This window comes from Nocardia sp. NPDC004415 (assembly GCF_053602435.1).
On the sequence record NZ_JBSGDP010000025.1, the window covers coordinates 33256 to 54316 of the forward strand.

4 protein-coding genes are annotated in these 21061 nt (G+C 72.2%); 3 read left to right on the top strand and 1 reads right to left on the bottom strand.

Annotated features, from left to right (window positions below; all coding sequences use genetic code 11):
- Window positions 1-30 precede the first annotated feature (30 nt).
- The 3 genes from ACWEMY_RS14485 to ACWEMY_RS14495 all read left to right on the top strand — a co-directional run bounded on the left by ACWEMY_RS14485 (window position 31) and on the right by ACWEMY_RS14495 (window position 19389).
- Window positions 31-16788 carry an amino acid adenylation domain-containing protein gene (locus ACWEMY_RS14485; RefSeq protein WP_452390406.1) on the top strand — a complete coding sequence of 5586 codons (16758 nt, stop codon included), beginning with the start codon at window positions 31-33 and terminating at the stop codon, window positions 16786-16788.
- A 171-nt stretch (window positions 16789-16959) separates the two neighbouring features.
- Window positions 16960-17982 (top strand): alpha/beta hydrolase, encoded by a 1023-nt coding sequence (locus ACWEMY_RS14490; protein WP_452390419.1) that lies wholly within the window; start codon window positions 16960-16962, stop codon window positions 17980-17982.
- Between the two features lie 171 nt (window positions 17983-18153).
- Entirely contained in the window at window positions 18154-19389 is a 1236-nt protein-coding gene (locus tag ACWEMY_RS14495) for a TetR/AcrR family transcriptional regulator (protein WP_452390407.1), read from the top strand.
- A 9-nt stretch (window positions 19390-19398) separates the two neighbouring features.
- Here ACWEMY_RS14495 and ACWEMY_RS14500 read toward each other — a convergent pair whose 3' ends face one another.
- Window positions 19399-20910, bottom strand: coding sequence for an aldehyde dehydrogenase family protein (locus ACWEMY_RS14500; protein ID WP_375934092.1), 1512 nt, complete (start codon window positions 20908-20910; stop codon window positions 19399-19401).
- Between the last annotated feature and the right edge of the window lie 151 nt (window positions 20911-21061).

Sequence of the window (21061 nt, forward strand, 5' to 3'; positions counted from 1 at the left end):
AGTCCTCACGCTCGAACGGAGGGGACTGGCGTGACCCGGGCGTCTCGGGCGTCCGGTGCCCGTGCCCGGCAGCGCGGAAAGTCGCTGCCGCAACTGCTGTCCGTCGCGGTGGAATCCAATCCGGGCGGTCTCGCGCTGACCTGGGACGACGGCGTGTCCGAGCCGGTGCGCTTGACCTACGCCGAACTCGACGAGCGCGCCAACCGGCTGGCCCGGCTGCTGATCGCGCGCGGTATCGGCCCGGAGGACGTGGTCGCCGTCGGGCTGCCGCGCTCGCCTGCCTCGGTGCTGGCCATGTGGGCGATCACCAAGGCCGGTGCGGCCTTCCTGCCGGTCGACCCCAACTATCCGCGCGCCCGCGTCGAGCACATGCTCGCCGATTCCGGCGCGGTGGCCGGGCTGTCGAGCAGCGCCGAGCTGGACCGGCTGCCCGCGGGCCTGGACTGGCTGTGCCTGGACGACCCCGCCGTGCGCGGCGCGGTCGAGGAGCAGCCCGGCGACCCGGTGACCTTCGCCGATCGCGTGCGCCCGCTGCGCCTGACCCACCCCGCCTACGTGGTGTACACCTCCGGCTCCACCGGTCTGCCCAAGGGCGTCGCGGTGACCCACGCCGGTCTGGCGGGCTACTGCGCCGAGCAGCGCACCCACTACGGTGTCGAACCGACCTCGCGCACCCTGCATTTCGCCTCGCCCTCGTTCGACGGCGCCGTGCTGGAACTGCTGATGGCCGTGAGCGCCGCGGCCACCATGGTGATCGTGCCCGCCGGCATCCTCGGCGGCCACGAACTGGCCGAGGTGCTGCGCCGCGACGCGGTGACGCACATGTTCATCACCACCGCCGCGCTGGCCGGGCTCGACCCGGCCGGTCTGGACGATCTCGCGATGGTGACCACCGGCGGCGAAGCCTGCCCGCCGGACCTGATCCGCCGCTGGGCCACCGGTACCCGCCGCTTCCACGACTGCTACGGCCCGACCGAGACCACCATCGTCACCAATATCAGCGCGCCGCTGGTGGTCGGTGACACCATGAACTTCGGCGCGCCCCTGCGCGGGGTCACCGAGTACGTGCTCGACGAGCGCCTGGTGCGGGTGCCCGACGGCATGATCGGCGAGCTCTACATCGCGGGCAACGGCCTGGCCCGCGGCTACTACCACCAGCCCGCGCTGACCGCCGCGCGTTTCGTCACCGATCCGTTCGACCCCGCGGGTGGCCGCATGTACCGCACCGGCGACCTGGTGCGGCGCCGCCCCGACGGCGCCGTGGAGTTCGTCGGCCGCAACGACTTCCAGGTGAAGGTGCGCGGGTTCCGGATCGAGCTCGGCGAGATCGACACGGTGCTCACCGCGCACGACAGCGTCGACTTCGCCGTCACCGTCGGGCACGAACTCGACAACGGCACCACGATTCTCGCTGCTTACGTGCACGCCACACCGGGTGCCCGCATCGACCTCGACGAGTTGTTCGCGCACGCCAGGGCCGGGCTGCCCGCGCACATGGTCCCGACCGCGCTGACCGAGCTCGACGTCATCCCGCTGACCCCCGTCGGCAAGCTCGACCGGGCCGCGCTGCCCGCACCGGCGTTGCGCGCCAAGGAGTTCCGCGCGCCGTCGGGGGCGATGGAGGAACTCGTCGCCCAGGTCTTCACCGAACTGCTCACCCCGGAGCGCCCGGTCGGCGCCGACGACGACTTCTTCGCCCTGGGTGGCAACTCGCTGCTTGCCACCCAGGCGGCCGCCCGGCTCGGCGCGAAGCTGTCGGGGCGGGTGCCCGCCGGTCACGTCTTCGAAAGTCCCACGGTCGCCGGGCTCGCCGTGCTGCTGGAACCGCTCAAGGGCGCCGGAGGGCACGAGGCACCGACCCGTCGTGAACGGCCCGAGCTGATCCCGCTCTCGCCCGCCCAGCGGCGGATGTGGTTCCTCAACCAGTTCGATCCCGCCTCCACCGCCGAGACCATCCCGTTCGCGCTGCGCCTGGCCGGACCGTTCGACGCGCGCGCCCTGCACGCCGCCCTGTCGGATCTGGTGCGCCGCCACGAATCCCTGCGCACCTGGTACCCGGCTGTCGACGGCGTGGGTCACCAGGTGATCCTCCCGATCGAGGAGGCCGTGCCCGATGTGCTGGTCGACTCGCTGACCGAGGATGAATTGCCGCTGTGGCTGGCCGAATTCGCGGCCACCGGCTTCGATGTGGCGGCCGGGGTGCCGCTGCGGGTGGCGCTGGCCCAGCTCGGCCCGCGCGATCACGTCCTCGCCGTGGCCCTGCACCACATCACCGCCGACGGCGCCTCCATCGCGCCGCTGCTGCGCGATCTGCTCGGCGCCTACCTGGCCCGGCGCAACCGTTCGCGGCCCAGGGAACAGCCGCTGCCGGTGCAGTACGCCGACTACACGCTCTGGCACCGGGAACTGCTCGGTGACGAGGACGATCCCGGCTCGCTCGCCGCCGCCCAGATCGCCTACTGGCGCGGTGCGCTGGCCGGGCTGCCGGACCGCCTCGACCTACCCACCGACCGCCCGCGCCCGCCGGTGTTCACCGGCCGCGGCGCCGAATACGGCTTCCAGATCCCCGCCGAGGTACACACCGCGCTCGCCGCCCTGGCCCAGCGCAGCGGCGCCTCGGAATTCATGGTCGTGCACGCGGCCTTCGCGGTGCTGCTCAGCCGCATCGCGCACACCGACGACATCGCCATCGGCACCCCGGTCGCCGGGCGCGGCGCCCGCGAACTCGACGACCTGATCGGCATGTTCGTCAACACCCTGGTGCTGCGTTCGCAGATCGACCAGCGCGCGAGCTTCGCCGAACTGCTGCGCGCCACCAAACAGACCGATCTGGCCGCCTTCGCCCACGCCGACCTGCCTTTCGAGCGGCTGGTCGAACTGCTCGACCCGGTCCGCTCGCAGGCCCACCACCCGCTGTTCCAGGTGGCGCTGTTCTTCCAGAACCTCGACCTGCCGAACCTGCGGCTACCCGGCCTGGACGCGGCCCCGGTCGAATTCGGCGGCACCGTAGCGCGTTTCGACCTGCAACTGACCATCGTGCCCGGCACCGACCCGGCCGAACCGATGGCCGCGTCGTTCACCTACGCCACCGACCTGTTCGACGCCGAGACCATCGCCTCGACCGCTGCCCGCTTCACCCACCTGCTCGGCGCGGTCGCCGCGGCACCCGATACCGCGATCGCCGAGATCGGCCTGATCACCGAGCGGGAGCGCGAACTCACGCTGACGGCCTGGAACGGCACCGCCCACCCGGTGGCGCCGGAACTGATGCTCGACGCCTACCACCGCGCGGTCAGGGCCTACCCCGAGGCGACCGCCCTGGTCTACGAGGGCGTCGAACTGTCCTACCGGCAGTTCGACGAGCGGGTCAACGCGCTGGCCCGGCTGCTGATCGGCGCGGGCGTCGGCCCGGAAGCGCTGGTCGGCCTGGCCATCCGGCGCTCGCCGGAGCTGGTCATCGGCATGTACGCGGTGCTCACCGCCGGTGGCGCGTACGTGCCGCTGGACCCCGACCACCCGGCCGACCGCCTCGCCTACATCCTCGACACCGCCCGCCCCGCCGCCGTGCTGAGCACCCGCGCCGACGCCATCGCGGTGCCCGACGACATCGAACTGCTGCTGCTCGACGAGCTCGACACCCGCGCGGTGCCGATCGACGCCGTGCGCCCGGAGGAACTGCGCGCCCCGCTGCGCCCCGAGCACCCGGCCTACGTCATCTTCACCTCCGGCTCGACCGGCAAGCCCAAGGGCGTGGCCGTCACCCACGCCGCCATCCACAACCAGCTGGTGTGGATGCTGGCCAAGTACCCGCTGGTCCTGGGTGATGTGTACCTGCAGAAGACCGCCACCACCTTCGACGTGTCGCTGTGGGGCTATTTCATGCCGCTGCGCGTCGGCGCCACGCTGGTGCTGGCCACCCCGGACGGGCATCGCGACCCGGCCTACCTGATCGAGCTGATCGGGCGGCACAACGTGACCGTCACCGACTTCGTGCCCTCCATGCTGACCGTCTTCGCCGCGGAAGCGGCCCCGGGCAGCCTGGGTTCGCTGCGCGAGGTGTTCGTGATCGGCGAGGCGCTGCCGCCGGAGACCGTCGACGCCATGGCCGAGGTGAGCCCCGCGCGGCTGCACAATCTGTACGGCCCCACCGAAGCCGCCGTCTCGGTGACCTACTGGCCCGCCCGCTCCGGTCAGCGCTCGGTGCCGATCGGCCTGCCGCAGTGGAACACTCGCGTCTACGTGCTGGACTCACGGCTGCGGCCGGTGCCACCGGGGATCGCGGGAGAGCTCTATCTCGCGGGCGACCAGCTCGCGCGCGGATATGTCGCTCGCCCGGGTCTCACCGCCGACCGGTTCGTCGCCGACCCCTTCGGCACCGGCGAACGTCTCTACCGCACCGGCGATCTGGTGGTCTGGCGCGAGCCGACGGCCACCGCGCCGCACCGGCTGGACTACCTGGGCCGCATCGACTTCCAGGTGAAGTTCCGTGGGCAGCGCATCGAGCTAGGTGAGATCGAAACCGCGCTGCTGACACACGAATCCGTCAACCAGGCGGTGGCGCTGGTCGCCACGACCGAGCTGGGTGATCAGCTCGTCGCCTACGTCGTGCCCGCGCCCGGCCACGCCACCGATCCCGACCGGTTGCAGGCGGTGGTCGCGAAAACCCTGCCCGCCTACATGGTTCCGGCCTCGATCACGGTGCTCGACGCGTTGCCGCTCAATGCCTCCGGCAAGCTGGACCGCAAGGCGCTGCCCGCACCGCACTTCCGCACCCGCGCCTTCCGGGCGCCGTCGACCCCGGCCGAACGGCTGGTCGCCGAGCAGTTCGGCGCGGTGCTCGGCCGCCCCGAGATCGGCGCCGACGACGACTTCTTCGCCCTCGGCGGCAACTCGCTGATCGCCACCAGGCTGATCGCCCGGCTCGGCGCCGCCACCGGCGGACGTGTCGCGGTGCGCACCCTGTTCGAGAACCCGACCGTGGCCGCGCTGGCCGCCGTCCTCGACCTCGACGCCGAGCCGGTCGCCACCAGCGGCCTCGGCACCATCGACCGGCCCGCCGAGCTGCCGCTCTCGCCCGCCCAGCGGCGCATGTGGTTCCTCAACCGCTTCGACCAGGGCATGGGCGGTGACGGTGCCGCCGCCTACAACCTGCCGTTCGCGCTGCGCCTGACCGGCCGTCTGGACGTGGAGGCACTGGGGACCGCGCTGCGCGATGTGCTGGCCCGCCACGAGGTGCTGCGCACCGTATACCCGGATACCGGGCACGGCCCGATCCAGCGGGTGCTGCCCGTCGAGGCCGTCGATCTCGACGTCACTCCGCGCCGCGGCGATGTCGCGGAGCTGGTCGAGCAGGTCGCCGCGCTGGCCGCCACCGCCTTCGATGTCACCACCGAGGTCCCGCTGCGGGTGCGCCTGCTCGACATCACCGAGCCCGGCCCCGACGCGCCCACCGACTACGTGCTCGCCGTGGTGGTGCACCACATCGCCGCCGACGCGTCCTCGATGCCGCCGCTGGTGCGCGATGTGACCACCGCCTACCTCGCCCGGGCCGCCGGGCGCGCCCCGGAGTGGGCCGAGCTGCCGGTGCAGTACGCCGACTACGCGCTGTGGCAGCTCGACCGCCTCGGCACCGAGGAGGACACCGATTCCGCGGCCGCCCAGCAGATCGCGTTCTGGCGTGACGAACTGGCAGGACTTCCCGACCTGCTCGAACTCCCGGCCGACCGGCCCCGCCCCGCCGTCGCCTCGCTGGCAGGCGCGCGGGTGCCGGTACGCGTCGACGCCGACACCCACGCCGGGCTCGCCCGGATCGCCCGCGACAGCGGCGCCACGGTGTTCATGGTGCTGCACACCGCCTTCGCCGTGCTGCTGGCCCGCCTCTCCGGAACCTCCGAGGTCGCCGTCGGCACCCCGGTCGCCGGACGCGGCGAACGCGAACTCGACGAGCTCATCGGCATGTTCGTCAACACGGTCGTGCTGCGCACCGGCTACGACGGCGCCGCCACCTTCACCGAGCTGCTGGCGGCCCAGCGCACCCGCGATCTGGCCGCCTTCGCCGCCGCCGATGTGCCGTTCGAGCGCCTGGTCGAGGTGCTCGATCCGCCGCGCTCGACCGCGCGGCATCCGCTGTTCCAGGTGGGTCTGTCCTTCCAGAACGTCGACCGGGCCGCGCTGGAACTGCCCGGCCTGCGGATCGCGCCGGTCGCGGCGGAGCTGGCGGTCTCGCAGTTCGACCTGCACCTGATCGTCGGTGACGGCTACACCGCCGACGGCACCCCCACCGGCATCGAGGGCTTCTTCACCTACGCCACCGAACTGTTCGACGCCGCCACGGTGGCGGCCTTCGCCGAACGGCTCACGCTGCTGCTCGCGGCCGTGGTGCGCGATCCCTCGGTGGTCGTCGGCGCGGTGGAGTTGCGGACCGCCACCGAGATCGCGGGCGAGATCGTCAGCGGGGCGGCCGATCTGGCCGTACCCGGTGGCACGCTCGCCGATCTGCCGACGCAGGCGAACCCCACCGCCGTCGCGCTGGTCGCCGACCTGCCGGAAGGCCGCGTCGAACTCACCTACGCCGAGTTCGACGCGCGGGTCAACCGGCTCGCCCGCCACCTCATCTCCCTGGGCGTGGGGCCGGAATCGCTGGTGGCACTCGCACTTCCCCGCTCGGTCGAGCTGGTCGTCGCCATGTACGCGGTGGTCAGGGCCGGTGGCGCGTATGTGCCGATCGATCCCGACCAGCCCGCCGACCGCACCGACTACATTCTCGGCACCGCGGCCCCGATCTGCGTGCTCACCAAGGGTTTCCGCACCGATGTCGCGCCGGTGGTGCACGTGGACCATCCGGTCGTCGGGTCGCAGGACCCGGGACCGGTCACCGATGCCGACCGGCGTGCCCCGCTGCGGCCGGAGAACACCGCCTACGTCCTGTTCACCTCCGGCTCGACCGGGCGGCCCAAGGGCGTCGCGGTCTCGCACGGCGCGGTGGTCAACCAGTTGCAGTGGCTGCGTGGCGAATTCGGCACCGACGCGTCCGATGTGTTCCTGCTCAAGACGCCTGCCACCTTCGACCTGTCGGTGTGGGAGTTCTGGTCGGCCGCCGTCTGCGGTGGCACCCTGGTGCTGGCCGCGCCGGACGGGCACCGCGACCCGGGTTACCTCGACACGCTCATCGCCGAGACCGGTGTCACCACGCTGACCGCCGTCCCCTCCCTGCTGGACGCGCTGGCCGGGTACTGGGAGGCGGCCCCGCGCCCCCTCTCGCGCATCCTCGCCATCGGCGAGACGCTGCCCGCCGCAGTGGCCCAGCGGCTGCTGAATGCCCTGCCCGGCACCAGGATCGACAATCTCTACGGGCCCACCGAGGCCGCCGTGTCGATCACCGATCACCGGGTGAGCGCGGCCGACGTGCTGACCGTGCCGATCGGCACTCCCGAATGGAACAGCCGCGTCTACGTTCTCGACGAGCGGCTGCTCCCGGTGCCGCCGGGAGTCAGGGGTGAGCTGTATCTCGGTGGCGTGCAACTGGCGCGGGGATACCTGCGCAAGGCCGCGCTGACGGCCGAACGGTTCGTCGCCGATCCGTTCGAGCCCGGCGCGCGCATGTACCGCACCGGTGACCTGGTGGCCCGGACCGCGGGCGGAGAGCTGATCTACTTCGGCCGCACCGATTTCCAGGTGAAGGTGCGCGGGTTCCGGGTGGAGCCGGGGGAGATCGAGGCCGCGCTGCTGTCGCTGCCCGGCGTCACCCAGGCCGCCGTGCTCGCCCGCACCGATGCCCACTTCGGTGACCGGCTGGTCGGCTATGTGGTCGGCGCGGACACCGATGTGGCACAGGTGAAGTCCGGTCTGCGGGACAAACTGCCCGCCTACCTGGTGCCCGACGCGTTCGTGGTGCTCGACGCGCTACCGCTCACCGCCAACGGCAAACTCGACCGGAACGCCCTGCCCGCACCGGTTTTCGAGACCGCCGCCTTCCGCGCGCCCGCCACCCCCACCGAACAGCTGATCGCCGGGGTCTACGGCGAGATCCTCGAACTCGACACGGTCGGCGCCGACGACGACTTCTTCGCCCTCGGCGGCAACTCCCTGCTCGCCACCCGCGCCGCCGCCCGCATCGGCACCGCGCTCGACCGCGCGATCGGCGTGCGCCTGCTGTTCGAGGCCCCCACCGTCGCCGAGCTGGCCCTGCGCGTACACCGCGCGGACGCGCTGGCCGCGCTGCCACCGGTCGCCGGGCCGCGCCCCGACCGGGTACCGCTCTCCCTGGCCCAGCACCGCATGTGGCTGCTCAACCGCCTCGACCCCGAGGCGACCGTCTACAACATCCCGGCCGCCATCCGCCTCACCGGTGACCTCGATCCGGTGGCGCTCGGCCTGGCCGTCGGTGACCTGTTCGCCCGGCACGAGGTGCTGCGGACCCGCTATCCCGAGGTCGGCGCGACCACCGTCGGCTCCGCGACGCCGGTCGACCCGGCTCGCGGTAGCGGACCCGTACAGGAGGTGCTGGCGCCGGACGCGGTGCCGATCGATCTGACGCCGGTGGCGGTGGCGGCCGACGAGCTGGCGGAGACGGTCCGGCGCATTGTCGGCATCGGCTTCGATGTCACCGCCGCACCGCCGGTCCGGGTGCGGTTGCTGCGCGTCACCGGACACGACGGTGCCGCCACGGCCCCGTCCGGTTCGGCAGCTGCCGAGGTGCTGCCGTCGGCGGACGAGCACGTGCTGGTCTTCGTCGCGCACCACATCGCCGCCGACGGATTCTCGATGGGCCCGCTGACGCGCGACCTCGTGCTGGCCTACACCGCGCGGACCGCGGGCGCCGAACCGGCGTGGGCACCGTTGCCGCTGCAATACGCGGATTACGCCGTGTGGCAACGGGACTCGCTCGGAGCCGAGGACGATCCGTCCTCCGTCGCCGCCCAGCAGCTGGCCTTCTGGACCACCGAGCTGGCAGGGCTGCCCGAGGAGATCGCGCTGCCCACCGATCGGCCACGCCCGCCGGTGCAGTCCTTCGCGGGCGCCACCAGCGAGTTCACCCTCGACGCCGGGCTGCACGCGGAGCTGTCGAAACTCGCCAGGGCCCAGGGTGTCACCGTGTTCATGGTGGTGCAGGCCGCGCTGGCGGTACTGCTGGCCCGCCTCGCCGACACCGACGACGTCGCGATCGGCACCCCGATCGCCGGGCGTGGCGCCAGGGAACTCGACGAGCTGGTCGGCATGTTCGTCAACACCCTGGTGCTGCGCAGCCACGTCGACGAAGGCGCGCCATTCACCGAGCTGCTCACCCGCACCCGCGAGACCGATCTGCGGGCCTTCGCGCACGCCGATGTCCCGTTCGAGCGGGTCGTCGACGCGGTGCAGCCCGCGCGGTCGGCGGGCAGACATCCGCTGTTCCAGGTGGCGCTGTCGTTCGAGAACCTCGCCCCGGTGGCGGTCGAGCTACCCGGTCTCGCGGTCGGCGCGCTCGACGCCCGCACCGGAGAGGCCAAGTTCGACCTGCTGCTCACCCTGCGTGAGCTCCCCGAACTCGGCGGTATCCGGGCCGAGTTCTCCTACGCGACAGACCTGTTCGACGCGGCGACCGTGCAGGGCCTCGCGGTGCGGTTCCAGCGCTTGCTGCGCGGGCTGGTCGGCGATCCCGATCGCGCGGTCGGTGACGTCGAACTGCTCGACCCCGCCGAGATCGCCCGGCAGACCGGCTTGCGCGGTCCGGCCGCCGAGCCGCCGCGCACCCTCGCCGCCCTCCTCGACGCCGCCGTCCAGGCCAACCCCACCGGCCTGGCACTGCGCGCCGACGGGCGCGGGTATCCCTACCGGGACCTCGACGCGGCCGCGAACCAGCTCGCCCGCGGACTGCTCGCGCGCGGCGCGGGCCCGGAAGTCGCGGTGGCCGTGGCCATCCGGCGCTCCGCCGAAGCCGTACTGGCGGTGTGGGCCATCGCGCGCACCGGCGCGGTGATCGTGCCGATCGATCCGGGCTATCCCGCCGAGCGGATCAGCCACATGGTGGCCGATTCCGGCGCGCGGTTCGGCATCACCGTCACCGCCGAACTAGCCGGTCTGCCGCCGCTGGCGGGCGACATCGGCTGGGTCGCGCTCGACGAACGCGCCTTCACCGCCGAGATCGCCGGATTCCCCGGTGTGCCGCTGCGCGAGATCGAACTGCGCGGGCAGCAGCGCACCGACCACGCCGCGTACATGATCTACACCTCCGGCTCCACCGGACTGCCCAAGGGCGTCGTGGTCACCCACGCCGGTATGGCCAATTTCTGCGCCGAGCAGAAGCAGCGCTACCAGCTCGGACCCGATTCGCGCGCACTGGCTTTCGCCTCGCCCTCGTTCGACGCCTCGATGCTGGAACTGCTGCTCGCCCTCGGTGGCGCGGGCACCCTGGTGATCGCGCCCGCCGGTTCGGTGGGCGGAACCGAACTGGCCGAACTGATCCGAGCCGAGGGCGTCACCCACGCCTTCCTCACCCCGACCGTGCTGTCCACCCTCGACCCCGAGGGCGTGCCCGGGCTGCGCGCGCTGGTCGTCGGCGGCGAACACGTGCCCGCCGAACTGGCCGCCCGCTGGAACACGCTGCCGCAGCGGCACTTCCACAATGGTTACGGTCCCACCGAGACCACCATCATGACCGCCATCAGCGACCCGCTGCGTCCGGGCGAGCCGGTGCACATGGGCGGTCCGATCCGGGGCGTGCGCGCGCTGGTGCTGGACTCGCGGCTGCGCCCGGTGCCCGAAGGTGTCACCGGTGAGCTCTACCTGGGCGGAATCCAGCTGGCTCGCGGCTACCACCAGCGCCCGGCCCTGACCGCCGCGCGCTTCGTCGCCGACCCGTATGTGACCCCCGCTTCCGCCGACGGTGCTCGGCTCTACCGCACGGGTGACCTCGTGCGACGCCGTGGTGACGTGCTGGAGTTCGTGGGGCGCAACGACTTCCAGGTGAAGATCCGTGGCCTGCGGATCGAGCTCGGCGAGATCGACGCGGTGCTGGCCGCCGCGCCGGGCGTCGCGTGGGCCACCACGATCGGCCGCGACAGCGGGTCCGGGTCGACCATGCTGGTCTCCTATGTGCTGCCCGAAGACGGTGCGCCGCGGGATCTTCCGGCCGAGCTGACCGCGCTTGCCGCGCAGGTGCTGCCGGACTACATGGTCCCCGCGGCGATCATCGTCCTCGACGAACTGCCGCTGACACCGGTCGGCAAGCTGGACCGGCGGGCGCTGCCCGATCCGGTCGTGGCGCGCCGCGAACACCGGCCGCCGCGCACCGCCGCCGAACGGGCCGTCGCCCGGGTGATCGGTGACGTGCTCGGCCACGACCGGGTGGGTCTGGACGACGACTTCTTCGCCCTCGGCGGCGACAGCATCACCGCCATCCAGGTGGTCTCGCGGGCCGGGGCCGCCGGAGTGGTGCTGCGGCCGCGCGATCTGTTCGACGCGCGCACCGTCGGTGCCCTGGCCGAACGCGCCGAGCTCACCGCCGAGGCGGGCGCCCTGCGGGCCGACCTGCCGCTGACCGCCACCGCCGCCCAGCTGGTCGAGGCGGGGGAGCGGGCCGTCGAACCGCGCGCGGTGCTGCTCACCGTGCCCGCGGAGTGTCCGGTGCAGGCCGTCGCCGATGCCGCGGCGTCGGTGATGAACCAGCACCCGATGCTGTGGGCGTTGCTCGACCGCACCGGGGACACCCCGGCCCTGCGCATCCCACCGCAGGACGAGCGCACCGGCGGCGCCTTCCGCAGGCTCGACGCCGAGGACGGCGAGTCCACGCTGCCGGTCGACGATGTGGTGGCCGCGGCCGCCGCCGCGCTCGACCCCGACGAGGGCCGCAATATCCACTTCGTGCTCACCGGCGTCGGCGACGGCCCCGCCACCCTCGTGGTGGTCGCCAATGCCCTGGTGCTGGACGAGAATTCGTGGCGCACCGTGATCGACCAGCTGACCTCGGCGTGGAGCCGGGGCAGGCACGCGGCACCGGGCGCGCCCGATGCCGGGCTCGGCGATCTGGTCCGCAGGCTGGCCGAGTACCCGTCGACCGCCGCGGCACGCGCCGAGCGCGAGTACTGGCATCGCGTGATCCGTTCCCGCGCCGCCGAATCCGTGGATCTGCGGCAGCGCAACCGCGTCTCGCTCACCATCACGGGCGAGGGGTCCGCGGCCGTGGGCCGGGTGGCCGAGGCCTATCGCGCGAGCGTCGACGAAGTGCTGGTCACCGCCGCCGCGCTGGCCATACAGACCGCCGCCGACTCGGTCGCGGTCCGGGTGCTCGGCAACGTGGTCCGGTTGCGCGCCGATCAGCGCAAGCTGGGCCGGGCCGACGCGGAGAACGTGGTCGGTGGCTTCACCACCGACTTCCCGCTGCCGCTGCGCCTGGACGGCGTCGACCTCGCCGACGCCCTCGTCGGCGGACCGGCCGCGGGCCGCGCACTGGCCCAGATCAAGGAACTGCGCCGCACGGTTCCCGCGCACGGCGCCGGCTTCGGGCTGCTGCGCTACCTCGACATCGAAGCCGCCGACAGCGTGCGCGCGCTCGACCGGGGCCGCTTCGCGGTGCGCTACCGCGACCTGCGCCCGGCCACCGTGCACACCGATCTCGCCGCCGACGACCTGGCCCTCGTGCTCACCGTCGACGCGGGCCCCGACGGCATGGTCGCCCGCTTCGACTACGCCACCTCGGTGCTCACCGCCGAGGCGGTCAAGACCTTCGCCGAGCATTGGATCCGCGCCCTCGGCGGTCTCGCCGAACACGGATTGCGGCCCGGCGCGGGCGGATTCACGCCGTCGGACTTCCCGCTGGTCCAGCTCGGGCAGACCGAACTCGGCCGCCTGGTGCGTCGCTACCCGCGTCTGAGCGATGTGTGGCCGGTGACGCCGCTGCAATCGGGGATGCTGTTCCACGCGCTGCTCGCGGAGAACTCGGTGGACCCCTACATCACCCAGTTCGTCCTCGATCTCGACCCGGCCGTGGACGCCGACCGCCTGCGTGAGGCGGCCCAGGCCGTGCTCGACCGGCACGACAACCTGCGCGTGGCCTTCGCCACCGACGCGGCGGGCACCCCGTTGCAGATCGTGCTCGACGACCTCACGGTGCCGTGGCGCGTCGTGGACGCCGACGAGGACGCCTACCCGCGGATCGTGGCCGCCGACCTGGCCACCCATTTCGACATGGCCACCGCGCCGCTGCTGCGCTTCACCCTGGTGCGCACACCCACCGGCGCGCACCTGCTGGTGACCAGCCACCACATCCTCATCGACGGCTGGTCGACCCCGCTGCTGCTGCAGGAACTGCTCACCGCCTACGCCGTCGGCGGGCGCAGCAGGCGCCTGCCCAAGGTCGCGCCCTACCGCGACTACCTGGTCTGGCTGGCCGATCAGGACCTCGAGGCCGCCCGCCAGGCCTGGCGCACCGCGCTGACCGGCCTGGCCGAACCGACCCCGCTGGCCCCGGTGGACCAGGGCCGCGAGATCGCCACCGGCACCGGCGAGACCGGCTTCGCGCTCTCACCCGCCGACACCGCCGCCCTCGGCGCGCTGGCGGCCGAGCTCGGCGTCACGGTGAACACCGTGGTGCAGGCGGCCTGGGGGCTGCTCATCGCCCGGCTCGTCGACCGTGACGATGTGGTCTTCGGCGCCACCGTCTCCGGCAGGCCCGCCGTGCTCGACGGCGTGGAACGCATGGTCGGCCTGTTCCTCAACGCCATCCCGGTGCGGGTGCGGCTGCGGCCCGGCGACACCGTCGCCGCACTGCTGCGCGCCCTCCAGGACGAGCAGGCCGCCCTGTTCGACCACCACTACCTCAGCCTGGGGGAGATCCAGGAGATCGCGGGCATCGAGGCGCTGTTCGACTCGCTGGTGGTCTTCGAGTCGTTCCCCGTGGACCGGGCCGCGCTCGCGCAGGCGGCCACCGGCTCGGCCGCGGTCACCGGCATGGACGCCACCAACGGCACCCACTACCCGCTCACCGTGCAGGTGGTGGCCGACGGGCAGCTGCGCGTCTCGGTGAAATACCTGCGCGACGTCTTCGCCGCCGACACCGCCACCGCACTGGCCCAGCGCCTGTCGATGGTGCTGGCCCGGTTCCTGGCCGACCCGGGCGCGCGGATCGCCGAGATCGACGTGCTGCTCGCCGAGGAACGCGCGACCCTGGCGTCGGTCAATGCCACCGACGCGCCGGAACTGCTCGACGAGGCGACCCTGCTCACGCTGTTCGACGCGCAGGTGGCCCGCACCCCGCACGCCACCGCGCTGATCGACGGCGAGCAGACCTACACCTACGCCGAATTCGACGCGCGCGCACGGGCGCTCGCCGCCGAGTTGCGGGCGCGCGGTGCCCGGCCGGAGACGCTGGTCGCCGTGGCCATGCGACGCGGGGTCGACTTGGTGACCGCGATCTACGCGGTCCTGCGCACCGGCGCGGCCTACGTTCCGGTCGACCCGGATCATCCGGCCGAACGCACCGAGCGGGTACTGGCCTCGGCCGAGCCCGTGTGTGTGCTGACCACCAGCGGTACCGGATTCGTCACCGGCGCGGCGGTTCCCGTCGTCACCATCGACACGCTGGACGCCGGAGCGGCCACCGGCGGCTTCGCAGCCGCGCGGCCGGACGCTCTCGCCTACGTCATCCACACCTCCGGCTCGACCGGCAAGCCCAAGGGCGTGATGCTGACCCACCGGCAGCTGGTCAACCAGTTCCGCTGGGCACAGCGCACCTACCCGCACGGGCCCGGTGACGTGGTGCTGCACAAGACGCCGGTCACCTTCGACATCTCCACCTGGGAACTGCTGTGGCCGTTGCAGACCGGCGCGACGGTGGTCGTCGCCGAACCGGACGGGCACCGTGACCCGGAGTACCTCGCGCGAGTGATCGCCGAACGGGCCGTCACCACGGTGCATTTCGTGCCGTCGATGCTCGACGCCTTCCTGGCCGACGGTGGCGTCACCGAACTTCCGGCGCTGCGCCGGGTGTTCGCCGCCGGTGAGGCGCTGTCGGCCTCGACCGCGCACCGGTTCGGTCAGGTGCTGCCGGGTGTGGACCTGGTCAACTGGTACGGGCCCGCCGAAGCCACCGTGGTCACCGCCGCCGACGCGGGAACCGCTGTGGGCGTGAGTGTTCCGATCGGTGCCCTGGTCGCCAACACCCGCGCGCACGTGCTCGACCGGCAGCTGCGCCCGGTGCCGCCCGGCATCGCGGGCGAGCTGTATCTGGAAGGGGTGCAGCTGGCGCGCGGCTATCTGGCCGCGCCCGCGCTCACCGCCGAACGGTTCGTCGCCCGGCCCGGTGGCGGACGGCTCTACCGCACCGGCGACATGGTCCGCTGGGTCGGCGGCGAACTGGAATACCTGGGCCGCAGCGACTTCCAGGTGAAGCTGCGCGGTCAGCGCATCGAGCTCGGCGAGATCGAAGCCGTGCTGCGCGATCACCCGGCCGTGCGCCACGCGGCCGTCGCCCTGGTGCACGGGCCGACCGGTGACCGCCTGGTCGGGTACGTGGTGCCCGTCGCGGCCGAGCCCGTCGCGGCCACGAAGCCCGCGGGCTACGCGCTCGACCCCGCCGCCACGATCGACGAGGCGGCGGTGCTCGCGCACGCCAGGGCCGCCCTGCCCGCCTACATGGTGCCCGCCACGTTGCAGGTGCTGAAGTCGTTGCCGCTCAACGCCAGTGGCAAACTCGATCGCAAGGCGCTGCCGGTGCCCGCCTTCACCACCCGGCCCTACCGCCCGCCGACCACGCCGCTGCAACGCGCCGTCGCCGAGGTCTACGCCGAGGTGCTCGGCGCGGGCAAGGTCGGCCTCGACGACGACTTCTTCGAACTCGGCGGCAACTCGCTGATCGCCACCAAGGCCATCAGCAGGCTGCGCACCCGGGTCGGCGCCGAGGTGCGGGTGCAGTGGTTCTTCACCGACGCCACCGTGGCCGCGCTGGCCGACCGGATCGACGCCACCCAGACGGGCACCGGCGACTACGACCAGGAATCCGACGACGCGCTCGGCGTGCTGCTGCCCATCCGCAACCGGGTGCCGCACGGCACCGAGGCGGGCGGACCGCTGTTCTGCGTGCACCCGATGTACGGGCTGTCCTGGTGCTATGCCGGACTCGCCCAGTACATCCCGTCGCGGCGCCCGATCTTCGGCCTGCAGTCACCGGCCCTGAGCGAGGCAGGCTATCTGCCCGGCACGCTGGCCGAGATGGCCCGGCGCTACGTCGCCGAGATCCGCGCCGAACAACCGCACGGGCCCTACCGGCTCATGGGCTGGTCGCTGGGTGGTGTGCTCGCGCACGCCGTGGCCACCGAACTGCAGGCGTCGGGGGAGCGGGTCTCGCTGCTGGCCATGCTCGACTCGCACCCGGACATCGACGTGCCCGATTTCCACACCGCGGTGCGCGACGCGCTCGCCGAACTCGGCGTGGACATCAGCGCGGCGCTACCGGTCTCCGGCGTGCGCGAACTCAACGAGGACGCGCTGGCCGCCCTGCACGCGATCATCCCGGCCAATATGGCCGTGCTGACCCCGGAACGGGTGCGCCGGATCTATCGCAGCGCGGTGCGCTCGGCCGAACTGATCGCCGAACACCGGCCCGCGGTGTTCCGGGGCAGGCTCGAGTACTTCAGCGCGCTGGGTCACGAGGCGGCCGCCGGGAATTGGGCCCCGTATGTCGACGGCGAGATCCGCGATCGGCCGGTCGCGGTGGTGCATGATCAGATGACCTCGCCCCAGGCGCTGGCCGAGATCGGCCCACGCCTGGCCGAGCTGCTCGACGCCGGTGACCGGGAGTCCGGGGCCCGGTGACAGCACTGTGGCCGGTGAGGCATGATGTGACCGCACTGTTGTCGTGGTTACCACTGTTGTATCGAATGCATAACCCGTATCTTGGGCACGCAGCAAACGAATTCGAGACGAAGCGAAGGTGCGAAATTGATGCGTCGGCAGACCCGGCGTCGTGGCTCCCGCGCCGCGGCGATGATCGCGGCAACGGCAGTGCTGGCCGGACTGATGTCCGGCCTCGGCGTGAGTCCCGCCTCGGCTGACCCGATCATCGATTCCCAGAGCCTGCTGGCCAACCCGGTCGCCCCGGACGGCTCCAAGATCGTCAAGGCCGAGGTGAAGGACTCGCGCAGCCTGCGGTTGCACGTGTACTCGGCGGCCATGGACCAGAACGTCATCGTCGACGTGCAGCGCCCGGCCGACGCGTCCGTGCCGCGCCCCACCCTGTACCTGCTCAACGGTGCGGGCGGCGGCGAGGATTCGGCGTCCTGGGTCGCCAAGACCGATGCGCTCGAGTTCCTCGGCGACAAGAACGTCAACGTCATCCAGCCGATCGGTGGCGCCTGGAGCTACTACACCGACTGGATCGCCGACGACCCGGTGGTCGGCCGCAACAAGTGGAAGACCTTCTTCACCGAGGAGCTGCCCCCGCTGATCGACGGCGCGCTGGGCACCAACGGCGTCAACGCCATCGCGGGCCTGTCCACCTCGGGCACCACCGTGCTCGCGCTGCCGATCGCCAAGCCCGGCCTGTACAAGGCCGTCGCGGCCTACAGCGGGTGCGCGCAGACCTCCGATCCGGTCGGCTCGGAGTTCGTCAAGCTCACCGTCGAGACCTGGGGCGGCGGCGACACCATGAACATGTGGGGTCCGCAGGGCTCGGAGGAGTGGGTGAAGAACGACCCGTACGTCAACGCCGAGGGGCTGCGCGGGCTCGATCTCTACATCTCCACCGGCAACGGCCTGCCCGGCCCGTACGACACCCTCGACGGTCCGTACGCGCTGCCCGGGGCCTACGGCCTGGCCAACCAGATCGTCATCGGTGGCGTGATCGAGGCGGGCACCAACTACTGCACGCACAACCTGGCCAACCGGCTCAACGAGCTGGGTATCCCGGCGACCTTCAACTTCCGTCCCAACGGCACCCACTCCTGGGGCTACTGGAAGGACGAGCTGAAGCTGTCGTGGCCGACCCTGGCCCGCGGCCTGGGGCTGTAGCCCACACGCTCGACGAACCGCCCCGCCTGCCCGGCGGGGCGGTTTTCGTTTGACCGACCTGCCTCTCGGCGTTTGCGAATTGTGGTTAACTTAGGTTGACTGGTCCGGCGCTGCCCCGCCGCAGCGCCCGAGTAGTCGATGACCCCGGTACGCGGAACGGAAAGTGAGTGCATGGTCGCCGATCGCAGTGAGGCCGAACGCGCCTGCGAGCCGACCACCGCACCGGCGCGGGTCGTGCGCCGCAGGCCCAAGGACCGCAAGATGCAGATCATGCGGGCCGCCGCGCGCGCCTTCAGTGCCCGCGGGTACTACCCGGTGGGGGTGGACGAGATCGCCGCCGAGGTCGGCATCTCCGGACCCGCCCTGTACCGGCACTTCGCCAACAAGTACGCCCTGCTCGTGGCCGCCGCGGAGGCGGGCGCGCGTGGCCTGCGCGACGGCGCGGCCGCCGCCGACGACCCCGCGCTGCCGCCCGAGGCCCGCCTCGACGCGCTGCTCACCGCCGTCGCCGAGCAGAACATCGACTTCCGGCGCGAGGCCGGGCTCTACCGCTGGGAACGCCGCTACCTCGAGCGCGAGGACCGGGTGCGCATCCGCGCGTTCTACCGGGAACTGGAGGCGATGGTCGCCACGCCCATCGCCGAGCTGCGCCCGGAGGCCACCCCCGAGGACGTCACCCTGCTGGCAGTCGGCGCGCTGAGCGCCCTGGCCAGCATCGCCGCGCACCGCACCACCCTCTCGCACGGGCGGATACTGGCCCTGCAACTCGATATGGCCTGGTCGATCGTGCGCGCCGAGCTGCCGCCCGCGCCCGCCGCCGCCGAACCCGACCGGCAGAACCGCGGGCTGCCGGTGACCTCGAAACGTGAACAGCTGCTCACCGAGGCGATCCGGATCTTCGGCCGCAACGGCTACCACGAGTCCGGGATCGAGGAGATCGGCGCCGCCGTCGGCATCAACGCCTCCAGCGTCTACCGGCACTTCGACAGCAAGGCCGACCTGCTCGCCGCCGCCTTCCACCGCACCGGCGACCGGCTCGCCGTCGCCATCGGCGAGGCACTGGCCGAATCCGAGAGCCGCGCCGACGCCGCCCGTCGCATCGCCGACCGCTACGCCCGGCTCACCTTCGCGACCCCGGAGATCATGCCGGTCTACTACGCCGAGTTCAGCAACCTGCCGCAGGCCGAACAGCACCGGCTGCGCGCCATCCAGCGCCAGAACGTCCTGGAATGGGCCAACCTGCTCGACGGTGACCCGATCGAGGCACGCTTCCGGGTGCACGCTGCGATCGGGCAGATCATCGATGTCGGCCGGCTGCTGCGCTTCGACTCGCGGCCCGAACAGCTGGCCCGCCTGGCCGCGCTGACCGGCGCAGTCCTGATCGGCAACCCCACCGATCAGGACTGAGCCGGAGTCTCAGCGGCCGTGCCGTAACCGGAAGAACGCCTTCGCGGTGCGCAGATGGCGCGGGTGACGGTCGAAGGTGGACAGCCGGACCGGCGCCCGATAACGCCTGCGGGCGATGGCCATGGTGCGGCTGTACTCGTAGAGGCCCTGCTGGCCGTGGCTGTGGCCCTGGCCGTACTCACCGACACCGCCGAAGGGCAGGGCCGGGATACCGGTGAAGGCGGTGGACGAATTCACCGTCACGACGCCGACTTTGAGCTGCTCGGCGATGAATTCGGCGCTGGCGATATCGAGGGTGAACACGGTGACGGCGATGCCGTTGCCCGCCGCGTTCACCCGGGTGACGGCGTCGGCCAGATCGGCCACCCGGTTGACCACCAGCACCGGGCCGATGCCCTCGCCGGTGATGGCGATGCTCTCCTCGGGCACCTCGGCCAGCACGATCGGCTCCACATACGGGTCGCGGAAGGACTCCAGCCCGCCCAGCACCGCGTGCCCGCCGCGGGCGATGGCGTCGCGCACCTGGGTGCGGACCACGTCGACCTGGGCGGCGTTGATCATCGGGCCGTAGGCGGCGCGATTGTCGGCGCCGGGCCGCAGCCGGGCCGCGCGCTCGGCCACCCTGGCCAGGAAGTCGTCGAACACCGAGTCGGCGACATAACAGCGCTGGATGCCGGTGGCGTTCTGACCGGCGTTGGCCATCGCGCCGAACACCGCGGCCTCGGCCGCCGCGTCGAGGACCGCGTCGACGTGCACGATCATGCTGCCCTTGCCGCTGTGCTCCACCACCACCGGTGTGAGGGTGCGCGCGCACTGGGCGATCACCTCGCGCCCGCCCGCCTCCGGGCCGGCGTAGGCGATCTTGTCGACCTCGGCCCGGCACAGGGTGGTCGCGGTGCGCTCGTCACCGGTGACGACCTGCAGGACGGGATGGTCGGGGGCGATGTCGGTCCAGCTCTGGGCCAGCCAGACGCCGACGCCGGTGGTGAGCTCGTGCGGCTTGAACACCACGGTGTTGCCCGCGGCCATGGCGTAGGCGATGGCGCCCATCGGTGTGAAGACCGGGTTGTTCCAGGCACCGAGCACCCCGACCACGCCCAGCGGCAGATAGCCGACCGAGGCGTGCTGATTGCGGGTGAACCAGCCCGAGGCCAGGCGCTTGCGGCCCAGCGTGCGCTCGGCGTTGCGGGCGGCCCAGTCCAGATTCTCCACCGCCAGCATCACCTCGAGCGCCGCGTCGGCCTCGGGCTTGCCGGTCTCGCTGCGCAGCACCTCGACCAGGGCGTGCGCGTTGCGGGCGATGTGGCGGCGCCACTTCAGCAGCAGGCGTCTGCGGTCACCGAAACCCAGTTCGGCCCACCAGTTCTGGGTGGCGCGGGCGGTGCGGACCGCGCGGGTGACCTCGGCGGCGCTGGTGACGGGATACTGCGTGAGTTGTTCGCCGGTGCGTGGGTCGAACGACGTCAGCACGTCGGTTCGGCCCGCGGGCGCGGTGGCGCCCGCCGGTGCTGACTCGATCATTGTCACCTCTCACGGCGGATCGAACACGCCCGTCGGAACGGGCCGGTGAGACGAGTGTTTCCCCGATGGTCAGCGTATGGCCGCCCGGGCGGCCCGACAAGGTCGCCGCACTGCCCTTGCACTGCCCTCGTGAGCAAGGCCACACAGGTGT